The organism is Paracoccus sp. TOH (genome assembly GCF_030388245.1).
GTDB classification, from domain to species: Bacteria; Pseudomonadota; Alphaproteobacteria; order Rhodobacterales; family Rhodobacteraceae; genus Paracoccus; species Paracoccus simplex.
This window is the reverse complement of sequence record NZ_CP098361.1, coordinates 1,199,106-1,210,423: the sequence shown is the minus strand read 5'-3', so window position 1 is coordinate 1,210,423 and position 11,318 is coordinate 1,199,106. Positions and strand designations below refer to the sequence as shown.

The window sequence follows — 11,318 nt, the reverse complement described above, 5'->3', positions numbered from 1 at the left end:
CAGACGCGCTGCTCTGGGGCTTAGTAACCCCTGACTAGCGGTTGGTGCCGGCCGTGACGGCACCACTATCCTCGAACCTTATGGTCGGGGAGCCTATGGCGTATGTCCAGGGCTTCTCGCCTAAAGGTCATGGGGCCGTCTAGTCACGGTTACTAACTCCCCGATCACCAGGGTCAGAGGGGCCATTTGCGGGGGCGCACCGCAAGCAAGGCCCTCCAGGATCAAGGGGAATGGCTATGCGGGTTCCCGTCGAACTCGATCCCGATGTGGACGACGAAGCGCCCACGGGAAACGACATTACACCTTACGATGAACAGCACCACGTCACCTATTGGCGTCTGCTCGACGCAAAGGCCGATGGCGCGGACTGGAAGGAAGTCGCGCGGATCGTGCTGCACCGCGATCCTGCGGCCGAGGAACTGCGCACCTATCGTTGTTGGCAAAGCCACCTTGAACGCGCGCAATGGCTTTCGCGTGAGGGCTATCGGAAGATTCTGGAACAGGCGGCGGCGAACAAGGCATGAGGCGGTTCCCGCGCGGGATCAATGCTTGCCGGGTTTGATCGGGTATTGGAGCAACAGGCGATAGCCGCCGCGCATCATCCTGACGCCATGCGCGACCAAGCGGCGGGCCTTGTTCTTGCGCGGGTCGTTCTCGAAATCCTCCTTGGTGCCGCGAAAGCCGAGCAGGACTTCCGCGATGGTGCGATAGCTTTCCCCGCGCAAGCGGGCATCGAGCGCGCGCAGGGACAGGATATGCCATTGCCGAAGCTGGGCCGGGATCGCCCGGAAATCGGGACCGGGCGGACGACCGTTCAATGATCGCCAGAAGCGCCGGGCGGCGTGGGTGCGAAGCTCCAGAAAGGAGTCCATCGGTAGCGTGACGGCGTAGAACGCTGCGGCGTCCGGCACCGCCTCGGGCAACCAGAATTGATGCGCGATGCCATCGGCCTGCCAAATGCCGTGCCAGCCATCGGTGGCGCGGCGCAGGTCGAGGCCGGCAAGATGCGCAAGCGCAACTATCGGTTCCGTGTCACCGTCTCTATGTTCGACGGGCGACAGCATCACTGCTTGCGGTTGAAGGCTCGGACTCCAGATTGGCGGCGGCCGGTCATGCGGCGCATCGGGATCGCATGGGAAATCGCAAACCCCAACGATGCGCGAACGCTTCAAGTTCGGGGCTGCCCGGTTGTCCGGTCAGTGCGATGGTCTGGAAGTCATGACGATACTCGTCATTCCGGCGCAGATATTCCCAGGCGAAACCGGCGGCAGGAATGTGCTTCGCGTGTCGGTATGCCGCCGGCGAGCGCCAGTCGATGCTTAAAAGCATGGCGTCACCTCCCAAAGCCGGGGCGCGCAGAACAACGCCCGGACTGGAGATGGTCAAAGATTTCATGAAGTAATAGGAGCCGCTAAATACAGAAACCTTGAGCGGCGCAGCCGATCATTATTGGTTATTTTCTTGTTAACACTATTGCTGCGATTCTGCGAGATACCTTGCCCGCAATATGCGGGCAAGGTGATCGGGCTTTCACCGGCTGGAAAACACATGCACCTCGTCATGTGCGGTTTCGACCGTGAAGAACTCGCCGCCCATTTCAGCATCGCGGGCCATTGCTTCCCAATCAATATAGTAGCGCAGCGCCTCGGGGATGGTGACGCCGCTTTCGGTGGTCACTTCCTCCATGAAGTCGGCGAGGCTGGCGAACTGGCCGTGATAGCAATCCTGCAAGGCGGCTTCGGCCTGATCCATGTCATCGTCGCAATGGTCCAGCAGACCAGCGCCTAGCGCGCCATGCTCCGCGATGAACGCGGCCATGCGGGCAACCTTGTCGATGCCGGCATACTCGTGGACGGTGATGCCCTCGAAACCCTCATAATCATGGATGGCGTATTCCTCCGCGCCCTTGATCGGCGAGCGCGCAAGCATCGCGGAAACCTTGTTCCTGATGTCGTCGGCGTCCTGATCCGCGTCGATCCAGGCACCATGCAGATAGCCGTTGTTATAGGCTGCAAGGCAGGCAACATAGATGCGGGGATTGATGTCGGTTGCGCTGGTCATGTCTCTGTTCCTCGGGTCTGAAGGTCAGCGAAGCGGAACGCCGCGCCTGACCTTCTGGCCGTCGCCGAGACTGGGGTAGCAACGAGCAAGGGCGGCCGGGGTGGAGGGGGATCACCCGGCCTGCACAAGCCCCCTGGGGCGCGGAAGGCTGGGGATACCGCCCCTGACGGTTCCACTTACCTTGCTGGCGCGAGGGCAACGCCCTTAGCAAACCTGTTGAAGACGACTCGGCGGGAGCCGCACCGGCCCGAAGGCGAACGCGCTTCCACATTGCGTTATTGGGAGACGGAGGGGCGTCGTTCACCATATTGACCTGACAACGGCAGGCGGTAGAAATAGAACTTCCATCGCCAGACGAACGCACATCGTCGGGCAAGAAAGATAAACATGATGAGGGGGACGATACATGACTAGGAAGTGCTTCTATAGCTTTCACTATGCAGAAGACAATTGGCGTGTTGCTACAGTCAAAAACATCGGCTCGGTAGAGGGGCAGCCGATTGTATCTGGTAATGAGTTCGAGCAGATAAAGGCCAAGGGCGACGATGCCGTAAAGAAATGGATCAACGGCAATATGGCAGGAAGAAGCACCCTTGTCGTCCTGATTGGAGCACACACAGCGGGCCGAAAGTGGGTTGACTACGAAATAGAATACGCATGGTCTCAAAAGAAGGCGATTCTAGGGATCAACATTCATAAGCTATTGGATAAAAATGGAAATTCAACCAACAAGGGAGCCAACCCATTCGCCAACTGGACCGTCGGCACCCAAAAAACGCCTATGTCAAATTACGCTAAGGTCTATGATCCTGCCGGAGCAGATAGTAAGGCTGTCTATGCCTCTATATCGAACAACATTGAAGGATGGATCGAAGAGGCTATTCGGCTAAGGGGTTAGGAAGCAAGGTGCGCCGAAAGAGGCTGGCGAAAGAAATCTCGTTCTCCAAAAATTTTGGATAGTCACCCTCAAGAAATTCGATGCGCGCCGCTGCACCTGTTGCAGGTAAGGGTAAGACCTTGGCTTGGGGATGGAGTTCCTTAAACATGGACGCTTCATCCCTGATGCCTTCCATTCCACCGATTAAAACTGCTGCATCGAACTTTCGACTTTTCAGCATTTCTGAGCGCATCAGCGCCAAATTCTCGGTAACGCCGCCTGCTACTTTCGCAGTGTAGCGAATGTCAGCAAAATCATCATTCTCACGAGGCATCTCTCCTCGAAAGAAATCGCTCTGGTATATCGTGATATGCTTATTGCCCAGTTTGGCATTTCGAGCATAGAGCGACATAAGTGGTGTAATGGCTGGATGGCCGCCGAATGTAATACGTCCCTTCGGTAGAACGACCTCGACAAGGGCGCGTATGGATTCGCGTATCAGGAATACGTCTGCGGTTTCAAAATAGATTCTATTTCGCTCGGGAAGGGGGACGCTGGCCGAAAGGAACACTTCTATCATTTCGAGAACTCCTTCAGCGCGTCAGGGACGTGGGCAACTGAAAGCGTCCGAATTGGTAGATGGCCATCTAGCCAATTCAGGTGCCTGATCCAATTTTCATGCAGGCCGCGACTATCATATATCGCCCAGATCGGAGCATCTGTTGCTTTATGTGCCGAGATTGAGTCAAAGATTGTGTTTATTCGGTCTGAAGTAGGGCGCCCGACTGCTGGAACTACAGCCAGAGATTTGCCCTTGGGAAGTGCGACGGAAATCCAACGCTCAGGCTGAACCGATGGGGTGAATGCGAGATCCCGAGCGGCATCGCAGAAGTTGTCCACTAAATGAGCGTGCCGGAGAGCCATCGCCTGCGCCCTTAGTTCCTCGGCCATTGTGCAGATGGCATTTATCGCCTCCTGCGTTATAGTTGCTCCTCGTCCGGGTGATGGTCCTTTAAAATCTGATGGTTGGAGTTTTACGAAGTGGCTAAATGCATACTTCGACTCTTCCTTTTGACCCGGCCATAGAAGATGCAGAGTTTGTATTCCTAGCAAGTTAGCTTGCGCGAGTTCCGCCTTCGTCCAGCGCCCCTCCCTAAATCCCGGCGTGTCAATCAGAACGATTGTATCGACATCTGACATTCTGTGCCAAAGCTCTGCTTGAAAGTCAGCGGCGGGGGGAACTGAGCGTGTATCTATGAAAACGTCGAAGCCACGTTTATCAAGCTCATCATAAAGCTTGTTCGCAAGCGGCTGTGACCCCTTGCGACGATAGCTTATGAAAATTCCTCGCTCCTTCCTCAGTAGCCGGAATGTCTCAAAAACCAGCGACGTAAGCCGGGCAATATTGTCGCCTGAACGAGAGCATTGAATAGCATTTATGTGACTTAGTTCGTTCGGTATTTCCTGAGAAACCATAGTTATATGGCTTACTACGGGAATTATAACAATGGAATCTTGAATAAGACGGGAAATTGCAGCAGGAACAACCCTCGGGGAGTTGCCGAAATATATCCCAAGAGCGGGAAGCTTTCGATTGTAGGCGTCATCGCTATCCAGATAGACAATCTTTTCGGGATCGATTCCAAGTTCGTTGGAACGATCTTCTAGTGACTTTTTCAGTATAAGCAGCCTATCGTCTTTACCGCCCATTACTATTATTTGGTATGCATACGCTGGCATTTGGTGCTCCCCTTGGCACCATATTTCCAAAAAACTGTAGCAGATCAAGACCTCATTGGCGCGCGCTCGTCACTGGATGCCCCCTCACTCCTGTATGGGGGTGCCCGCCGTCTGCTTTTGCGTCTTGTGCGCACAGGCTACCCGCTGCCACTCGGTTTGACAGCAGCACATTCCTCAACTTGGGAGGGGTATAGCGTAGGTGTAGTTCTCTGTTTCTTCGGCTTCGGCCCGCCACTTTGCCCAGTAATATCAGGAAAAACAGCCACTTAGTGGAAGATGGTGCCCCGTTTTGTGCCCCAAAACGTGACCCAATCCAGCCGCTTCAAGAACGCCCGAACCGCCGCGGGGAACTGCCCGTCGCGGTGGTGATCTGCGACCGCACCGGCCGGGGCCGCGCGGTCTATCCCGGCCAGTCGGCTGCGGCCGTCGCCGCGCGGCTCGGGTCGGTGGACTGGACCAGCGAGCCAGTGGGGGTGCGGGCATGAACGCTCACCGCTTCCGCCAGAACAGCGGCGCCTTGCGCGAAGATCTGTTAAAATTAATCATATAATTTAACCAACTAAATGAATGCGCAGTTAACGTCCGTTGTCATGCGTGGCGGGCAATGGCTAAATTTGTGGTGGGCCGAGAATTTCGGCATGGCAAAGGACGGTCTGAACGATCTGGCGGCGATACGCGCGAAGCATGATGGCCGGAAGGGTCATGTGCTGACGGCGGCAGGCGGCTGCAAAGGGCTTTACCTGCAAATTTGCCCCTCAGGCTCGAAATCATGGCTGGCCGCAATCTCGTCCCTGATCTCGTCAGGCGTCCTGATCCGCGTCGATCCAAGCCCCATGCAGATAGCCGTTGTTGCAGGCGGCAAGCCGCCAGGTCACGGTGCCCCTTGGTCTTTTGCCCGACTCATCGTCATCTGCGTTCCAGACATATGCGAGCATCTTGCCCGGTTCGACGGCGATGACCTCGCAGTCAAAATGAAAGTTCGGTCCGGTTGCGGATTGCTCTGCACAGTGAAACGAAATCCGGCTGCGGCGCAGAAATCTGTCTTAGCGGGCCATGGGTGACGCGATGCGGCTGAGTCAGCCAGCGTTGAACCAGTCTAATGATCGTGCTCCAACTCACTGATTCATCTTGTTCAATGGGTCTTCAAGATGGTCGAAACAGCTTTCCCAATAGCGCCCGTTTCCTTTGCTCGGCGCTGTAATGGGTGTCGCGGCCATCATGCCGGTCCCGCACCAACCCGGCCTGCTTCAGCACGCCCAGCTGCTTCGAGACGACAGGTCGCGACACCCCAGCGCCGCCTTAAGGGCTCCCACCATCCGCTCCCCCTCTCGGCACAGCCGCGCGGAAAGTGTCCTGCCGCAAAAGCGCATCTTGCTGGCTTGGCAATTCAACCCATGCCTCATTGGTTATTGATCATCTCATAGCCAGATGGCGATGAATGGGTCAGGCGTGTATACGGAAATGCGGCTTGATCCTTGTCCTCGGGGCAGTCCTGCAAGCCAGATCCGCTGCTGGCTGGCGCACATCCGCCAGCCTCGCGCCTCGGCAGATCCCGCGCGCCCCTTACAACGCCGTCCAGCCCCCATCCACCGAGATGGTCGTCCCGGTGATCTGCTCCGCCGCCGGCGAGCACAGAAAGACCGCCGTGCCGCCCATCTGCTCGACCGTGGCGAACTGCCCGGAGGGCTGGCGCTGGAGCATGACCTTGGCGATCACCTCGTCGCGGCTCATGTTATGGGTCTTCATCTGGTCGGGGATCTGCTTCTCCACGATCGGGGTCAGCACGTAACCGGGGCAGATGGCGTTGCAGGTGATCGGCTCCTTCGCGGTCTCCAGCGCCGTCACCTTGGTCAGGCCGACGATGCCGTGCTTGGCCGCGACATAGGCCGATTTGTATTCGCTGGCCGTCAGCCCATGCGCCGAGGCGATGTTGATCACCCTGCCCCAGCCGGCCTGGCGCATGATCGGCAGCGCCGCCGCCGTGGTGTGAAAGGCCGAACTCAGGTTGATGGCGATGATCGCGTCCCATTTCTCGGCCGGGAAATCCGGGATCGGCGCGACATGCTGGATACCGGCATTGTTCACCAGGATGTCGCAGACGCCGGCCTTCTCGATCAGGGCGCGGCAATCGGCGCCCTTGGACATGTCGGCCTGGATATAGCGCACGGCGACGCCATGCGCGGCGGCCAGGCTGTCGGCCAGCGCGTGATCCTCGGCCGCATCGGTGAAGCTGTTCAGCACGATATCCGCGCCCGCCCGCGCCAGCTCATGGGCGATGCCAAGCCCGATCCCCGAATTGGAGCCGGTCACCACCGCCGTCTTGCCGCTGAGGAATTTCTCGAACATCGCCGTCTCCACGCCCGCGTTGCTGTTGCAGTCGCAGCATGGGGAAAAAGCCGGGCCTGCACAAGCCGGCCGCCGGGACGCGCGAGGTGGCCGGGATCGGCGGAAGTGATACGTTCCGTTCACATTTTTGCGTGATCGATTCCCGGGGCAGACGCGAGGACGCCGCAGCCGGCGGAAAGCGGAAAACCCCAAGAAAAAAGCGCCCGCACAAGGCGGGCGCAAGTCATGAGGCAGGTTTCATACAGGCAAGAAACCTATCGAGCAGTGCCTTATCTATACGCTTTTCCCCCCATGAGTCCAAGGCGTAAGTTTGCCTCGCGGTGAACGGATGGTTAATCTGGGCGCGGGCAGAACCAACGACCCGGAAATCAGGGCAATCGAGCATGCGATTCTTCAAATTTGCTAACGAATCCGCGATCTGGCGGCGAATCGCGCTGTGCGCGTGTGTTGCATCCATGCCGCTGGCAAGCCTTGCCGAACCCATGCATGCCATTGCAATGTATGGAGAACCTGCGCTGCCGCCCGGCTTCAGCCATCTGCCCTATACCAATCCCCAGGCCCCCAAGGGCGGCACGATTCGGCTGGCCGAGACCGGCAGCTTCGATTCGCTCAACCCCTGGATCCTGATGGGCAACCCGGTCTGGCCGATCTTCACCCAGCCGGGTCTGCTGACCGAGTCGCTGATGATGCGCTCGATCGACGAACCCTTCACGCTTTACGGCCTGCTGGCCGAAAGCGTCGAGACCGATGCCGAGCGCGGCTGGGTCGAGTTCACCCTGCGCCCCGAGGCCCGATTTTCGGACGGCTCGCCGGTAACCATCGAGGACGTGATGTGGTCCTATGAGGTGCTCGGGACCAAGGGGCATCCGCGCTACACCGCCGTCTGGTCCAAGGTCGAGACGATGGAGCAGACCGGCCCGCGCTCGGTCCGCTTCACCTTCAACACCCCGGACCGCGAGCTGGCCATGCTGATGGGCATGCGGCCGATCCTGAAGAAGGCGCAATGGCAGGGGCGCGATTTCAGCCAGTCCAGCCTGATGGCCCCGATCGGCTCGGGGCCCTATGTCATCGACAAGGTCGATCCCGGCCGCGCCATCACCTTCCGCCGCAATCCCGACTATTGGGGCCGCGACCTGGCGGTCAGCCAAGGCCTGCACAATTTCGACGTGATCCGCTACGATTATTTCGGCGATGCCTCGGCCATGTTCGAGGCCTTCAAGGCCGGCGAGATCGACGTCTGGCGCGAGCTGGTCGCAGCACGGTGGGAGCGCAACTTCGACTTTCCCGCCATCCGCGAGGGCAAGGTGGTCAAGGCCGAGATCCCGCATGGCCGTCCTTCGGGAATCATGGGGCTGGTGATGAACACCCGCAACCCGCGCTTCGCCGACTGGCGGGTGCGGCAGGCGATGATCGAAGCCTTCAACCAGCGCTTCATCAACATGACGCTGACCGGCGGCAAGGATCCGCGCATCACCAGCTATTTCGCCAATTCCGAACTGGCGATGCAGCCCGGCCCCGCCACGGGGCGCGAGGCGGAACTGCTTGCCCCCTTCGCGGACCGGCTGCCGCCCGGCACCATCGAAGGTTATGCCCTGCCCGAGGGCGGCGAGCGGGCCATCGACCGCAAGGGCATCCGCGCCGCGCTGGACCTGCTCGGCCAGGCGGGCTGGACCGTGCAGAAGGGCGAACTGCGCGACACCCAAGGCCGCCCCTTCAGCTTCGAGATCCTGCTGAATCAGTCCGGCAGCGCCATGCGCACCAGCGCCGAGACCCGGCAGATCGTCGATATCTTCGTGCAATCGCTGCGCAATCTGGGCATCCGCCCCAAGGTGACGCTGCTTGATGCGGCGCAATATGTGGAACGCACCAACAACTACCAGTTCGACATGACCTGGTACGAGCGCGGCCTGTCGCTCTCGCCCGGGAACGAGCAGCGGCTCTATTGGGGCCGCGAGGGCGTGGCCAAGCCGGGCAGCAAGAACTGGATGGGCATGGACAGCCCCGCCGCCGAGGCGATGATCGCCGAGATGGGCCGGGCCCGCACGCATGAGGATTATGTCGCCGCGGTCAGGGCGCTTGACCGGATCTTAACCGCCGGACGCTATGTCATCCCGGTCAGCTATTCACGGATTTCCCGCTTGGCCCATCGCGCCGACCTGGATTATCCTGAAAACACGCCGCTTTACGGTGACTGGCCCGGCTTCATGCCAGAAACCTGGTGGCAGGAGGAAAGAGAATGAAATTCAGTCGGATCGCAGCCGTCCTGACCGTCCTGGCGCTTGCCGCGTGCAATACCGTGGCCGGCGTGGGCGAGGATATCACCGGTGCATCGCGCATGGAGCAGGGCGGCATTGGCGGAGGAGGCTACTGATGAAATGGGTGCACGTCCGCGACAATTGGCCCGCCTTCTTCGAGGCCATCGTCGAGAAATGGCCTGCGGCCGATGAAAACGAGCTGGACGAGATCGACGGCGACCAGCGCGCCTTCATCGCCTATATCGCCGAAGTCACCGGGCAGGGGATCGACGAGACCAAGGACGAGATCCGCGAATGGTTGGCGGGCGAGATCCCCTCGGACATCGTCATGGACCCGATCCACGACAATCACTCGATCACCCTGTCCTCGAAATATGTCGGCGAGGGCGAGGACGAATATGACGACGACGCCCGTTTCGGCGATGACGACGAGGTCCCGAACGACGGCGATTGAGAGGAGGGCCGGGGGCCGGTCACGTCGCCGGAGACATTCCCGGCCGGATCGCGCGCATGCGCGTCAGAATGCCGCTCTGTCATGAAGCGTCGAAAATGGTGGCCCTGCCGCCGCCCGCCCGCTTTGAACGATAAAGAGCAACATCCGCTCCCGATAGCAGGTCATGAACGGTTCTGCACTGTTCGGACGTGGAAATGCCCAGGCTTGCGGACAGGTTCGCGGGAAAGCCGAGCGGCCGGATTTCATCGATTGCCGACAGGATTCTCTTGGCCATTTTCAGCAGGGTCGACCTGTCCGCGCAGTTTCTGATGACGATAAGGAACTCGTCGCCTCCGACCCGGCACATCTTGTCCTCGTCCCTGATCTGGGATCGCAGGGCATTCGCCGCGGCCACCAGAACCGAATCGCCGGCGATATGACCAAAAGTGTCGTTGATGAGCTTGAACGAATCCAGATCCAGACTCATCAACGAGAACGGCGCGCGCTGCGCGTTCTCCATCGCGGCCGCCAGCTCCAGGTCAAAGGCCCGTTTGTTCAGGGCGCCCGTCAGGGGGTCGGTGACCGAAAGGCGCTCGGCGGCGTCGCGGGCTTCCTTGAGGATCTGGTTCACCCTGTGCAGCTCGTCCGAAATGGCCCGGTTCGCTTCCTGAAGGAAGAAGCACTCCATGGCCAGGTCCGTGGGCGGAAAGTCGGAATTGGTCAGGTCGAAGCTGCGCGCGGCGTTCTCGAGTGAGGCCCCGAAGCCGAAATTCAGGATCAGAGTATCCCCGGATCTTGCGCAATGCGCGACCAGGCTGATTCCCGGATGGGATTGCAGACTGACCGGGCGGAGGTTCCGGCCGCTCCGCTCCAGCAGGATCCTTTCGACATCCCCCCGGAATGCTTCCGGCAACTTGTCTTTCCCGTTCAGCAGTTTGGAGAGCGTTCTGCCTGTGGACAAGATCCTGCCATCCGGTCCCAGCACCAGATGCATCGGCATAAGCTCATCCAGGCATGCCAGGCTGATATTCATCGGAATGCCTCGCGACGGCGATAGAGACTGAAATGTCTCTTCATCGAATATTCCGACTGGGCGACCCGCGCGGCGATCCCGGCATTCGATGCAAGAATGATTGCAAGGGCGCCATAATCGTCGGCCATGCCCCTCAGCACCCCGGCGATGATGGACAGAAATCCCGGCTGATGGTCGCTGGCCGATATCCGGTAACAGTCCGCATGGTCGATCGCCACGCGAAGGTCGGGTATGAGCAGCTCGGGTATGACCAGCCTGATGCGGTTCGGAAGATCCTGGAGGGATTCAAGAAAATCGCCATAGCTCTCGCCGCTGAAACGAAGCAGGCGCCTGATCTGCTCCTGCCGGGTCAGCCATGAGCCGATATCCTCGAGATATTCGTTCCTGGACTTTCCCACCAGCATGGCCGCCGCAATGACCAAAGAATATGTCACCCGGTTCGGGGTTTCGTTCCAGGTCAGGAAGATGTTCGGATCGGCCTTGGTTCTAAGCAGAACCCGCGTCCACAGGTCGTCGCCGTAAGTGGCGCGCGTAAAGGCCTCGACGGACCTGTTCACCAGACCATGCATGTCA

At 59.4% G+C, this 11,318-nt stretch carries 14 protein-coding genes; 6 read left to right on the top strand and 8 right to left on the bottom strand.

From position 1 onward, the window contains the following. Positions 1-236 precede the first annotated feature (236 nt). On the top strand, positions 237-524 hold the full coding sequence (locus NBE95_RS16610; protein WP_289895346.1) for a DUF2285 domain-containing protein: 288 nt from the start codon (positions 237-239) through the stop codon (positions 522-524). A gap of 18 nt (positions 525-542) precedes the next feature. Here NBE95_RS16610 and NBE95_RS16605 read toward each other — a convergent pair whose 3' ends face one another. The 3 genes from NBE95_RS16605 to NBE95_RS16595 form a co-directional block, all read right to left on the bottom strand. After that, on the bottom strand, positions 543-1,064 hold the full coding sequence (locus tag NBE95_RS16605; RefSeq protein WP_289895345.1) for a DUF2285 domain-containing protein: 522 nt from the start codon (positions 1,062-1,064) through the stop codon (positions 543-545). Between the two features lie 46 nt (positions 1,065-1,110). Further along, entirely contained in the window at positions 1,111-1,395 is a 285-nt protein-coding gene (locus NBE95_RS16600; RefSeq protein WP_289895344.1) for a DUF6499 domain-containing protein, read from the bottom strand. A gap of 135 nt (positions 1,396-1,530) precedes the next feature. Next, positions 1,531-2,061 (bottom strand): antirestriction protein ArdA, encoded by a 531-nt coding sequence (locus NBE95_RS16595; protein WP_289895343.1) that lies wholly within the window; start codon positions 2,059-2,061, stop codon positions 1,531-1,533. Positions 2,062-2,467: 406 nt separating this feature from the next. Between NBE95_RS16595 and NBE95_RS16590 the strand changes: the two genes are divergently transcribed. Then, a complete protein-coding gene (locus NBE95_RS16590; protein ID WP_289895342.1) occupies positions 2,468-2,959 on the top strand; it encodes a TIR domain-containing protein in 492 nt (163 codons plus the stop codon). Here NBE95_RS16590 and NBE95_RS16585 read toward each other — a convergent pair. Continuing rightward, a complete protein-coding gene (locus NBE95_RS16585) occupies positions 2,940-3,518 on the bottom strand; it encodes a hypothetical protein (RefSeq protein WP_289895341.1) in 579 nt (192 codons plus the stop codon). The two genes, NBE95_RS16590 and NBE95_RS16585, sit on opposite strands and share 20 nt — an antisense overlap. Beyond that, a complete protein-coding gene (locus tag NBE95_RS16580) occupies positions 3,515-4,648 on the bottom strand; it encodes a toll/interleukin-1 receptor domain-containing protein (RefSeq protein WP_289895340.1) in 1,134 nt (377 codons plus the stop codon). The genes NBE95_RS16585 and NBE95_RS16580 overlap by 4 nt, the downstream gene beginning before the upstream one ends. Positions 4,649-5,241: 593 nt before the next feature. Here NBE95_RS16580 and NBE95_RS16575 point away from each other — a divergent pair. Further along, entirely contained in the window at positions 5,242-5,739 is a 498-nt protein-coding gene (locus NBE95_RS16575) for a hypothetical protein (RefSeq protein WP_289895339.1), read from the top strand. A gap of 502 nt (positions 5,740-6,241) precedes the next feature. On the opposite strand, the gene NBE95_RS16570 is transcribed toward NBE95_RS16575, so the two are convergent. Continuing rightward, positions 6,242-7,024 (bottom strand): 3-hydroxybutyrate dehydrogenase, encoded by a 783-nt coding sequence (locus tag NBE95_RS16570; RefSeq protein WP_289895338.1) that lies wholly within the window; start codon positions 7,022-7,024, stop codon positions 6,242-6,244. Positions 7,025-7,407: 383 nt separating this feature from the next. Here NBE95_RS16570 and NBE95_RS16565 point away from each other — a divergent pair, with 383 nt between their 5' ends. Genes NBE95_RS16565 through NBE95_RS16555 form a run of 3 tightly spaced genes read left to right on the top strand, consistent with a single transcriptional unit; the run spans position 7,408 to position 9,733 of the window. Then, positions 7,408-9,264, top strand: coding sequence for an extracellular solute-binding protein (locus NBE95_RS16565; RefSeq protein ID WP_289895337.1), 1,857 nt, complete (start codon positions 7,408-7,410; stop codon positions 9,262-9,264). Then, positions 9,261-9,395, top strand: a complete 135-nt coding sequence (locus tag NBE95_RS16560; protein ID WP_289895336.1) for a hypothetical protein — start codon at positions 9,261-9,263, stop codon at positions 9,393-9,395. Before NBE95_RS16565 ends, NBE95_RS16560 begins: the two co-directional genes overlap by 4 nt. After that, complete coding sequence (locus NBE95_RS16555; protein ID WP_289895335.1) at positions 9,395-9,733, top strand: hypothetical protein; 339 nt, start codon at positions 9,395-9,397, stop codon at positions 9,731-9,733. The genes NBE95_RS16560 and NBE95_RS16555 overlap by 1 nt, the downstream gene beginning before the upstream one ends. A gap of 79 nt (positions 9,734-9,812) precedes the next feature. Here the strand turns inward: NBE95_RS16555 and NBE95_RS16550 are convergent, their stop codons facing one another. Beyond that, positions 9,813-10,745, bottom strand: coding sequence for a GGDEF domain-containing protein (locus tag NBE95_RS16550; protein ID WP_289895334.1), 933 nt, complete (start codon positions 10,743-10,745; stop codon positions 9,813-9,815). After that, positions 10,742-11,314 carry a heme NO-binding domain-containing protein gene (locus NBE95_RS16545; RefSeq protein ID WP_289895333.1) on the bottom strand — a complete coding sequence of 191 codons (573 nt, stop codon included), beginning with the start codon at positions 11,312-11,314 and terminating at the stop codon, positions 10,742-10,744. The genes NBE95_RS16550 and NBE95_RS16545 overlap by 4 nt, the downstream gene beginning before the upstream one ends. Positions 11,315-11,318 lie beyond the last annotated feature (4 nt).

What these genes read in the sequence shown, in the direction of transcription:
- NBE95_RS16580 (WP_289895340.1), bottom strand. Translation starts at nt 4,648, where the DNA reads ATGGGCGGTAAAGACGATAGGCTGCTTATACTGAAAAAGTCACTAGAA.
- NBE95_RS16605 (WP_289895345.1), bottom strand. Translation starts at nt 1,064, where the DNA reads ATGCTGTCGCCCGTCGAACATAGAGACGGTGACACGGAACCGATAGTT.
- NBE95_RS16560 (WP_289895336.1), top strand. Translation starts at nt 9,261, where the DNA reads ATGAAATTCAGTCGGATCGCAGCCGTCCTGACCGTCCTGGCGCTTGCC.
- NBE95_RS16600 (WP_289895344.1), bottom strand. Translation starts at nt 1,395, where the DNA reads ATGAAATCTTTGACCATCTCCAGTCCGGGCGTTGTTCTGCGCGCCCCG.
- NBE95_RS16570 (WP_289895338.1), bottom strand. Translation starts at nt 7,024, where the DNA reads ATGTTCGAGAAATTCCTCAGCGGCAAGACGGCGGTGGTGACCGGCTCC.
- NBE95_RS16545 (WP_289895333.1), bottom strand. Translation starts at nt 11,314, where the DNA reads ATGCATGGTCTGGTGAACAGGTCCGTCGAGGCCTTTACGCGCGCCACT.
- NBE95_RS16555 (WP_289895335.1), top strand. Translation starts at nt 9,395, where the DNA reads ATGAAATGGGTGCACGTCCGCGACAATTGGCCCGCCTTCTTCGAGGCC.
- NBE95_RS16610 (WP_289895346.1), top strand. Translation starts at nt 237, where the DNA reads ATGCGGGTTCCCGTCGAACTCGATCCCGATGTGGACGACGAAGCGCCC.
- NBE95_RS16585 (WP_289895341.1), bottom strand. Translation starts at nt 3,518, where the DNA reads ATGATAGAAGTGTTCCTTTCGGCCAGCGTCCCCCTTCCCGAGCGAAAT.
- NBE95_RS16595 (WP_289895343.1), bottom strand. Translation starts at nt 2,061, where the DNA reads ATGACCAGCGCAACCGACATCAATCCCCGCATCTATGTTGCCTGCCTT.
- NBE95_RS16590 (WP_289895342.1), top strand. Translation starts at nt 2,468, where the DNA reads ATGACTAGGAAGTGCTTCTATAGCTTTCACTATGCAGAAGACAATTGG.
- NBE95_RS16575 (WP_289895339.1), top strand. Translation starts at nt 5,242, where the DNA reads ATGAATGCGCAGTTAACGTCCGTTGTCATGCGTGGCGGGCAATGGCTA.
- NBE95_RS16565 (WP_289895337.1), top strand. Translation starts at nt 7,408, where the DNA reads ATGCGATTCTTCAAATTTGCTAACGAATCCGCGATCTGGCGGCGAATC.
- NBE95_RS16550 (WP_289895334.1), bottom strand. Translation starts at nt 10,745, where the DNA reads ATGAATATCAGCCTGGCATGCCTGGATGAGCTTATGCCGATGCATCTG.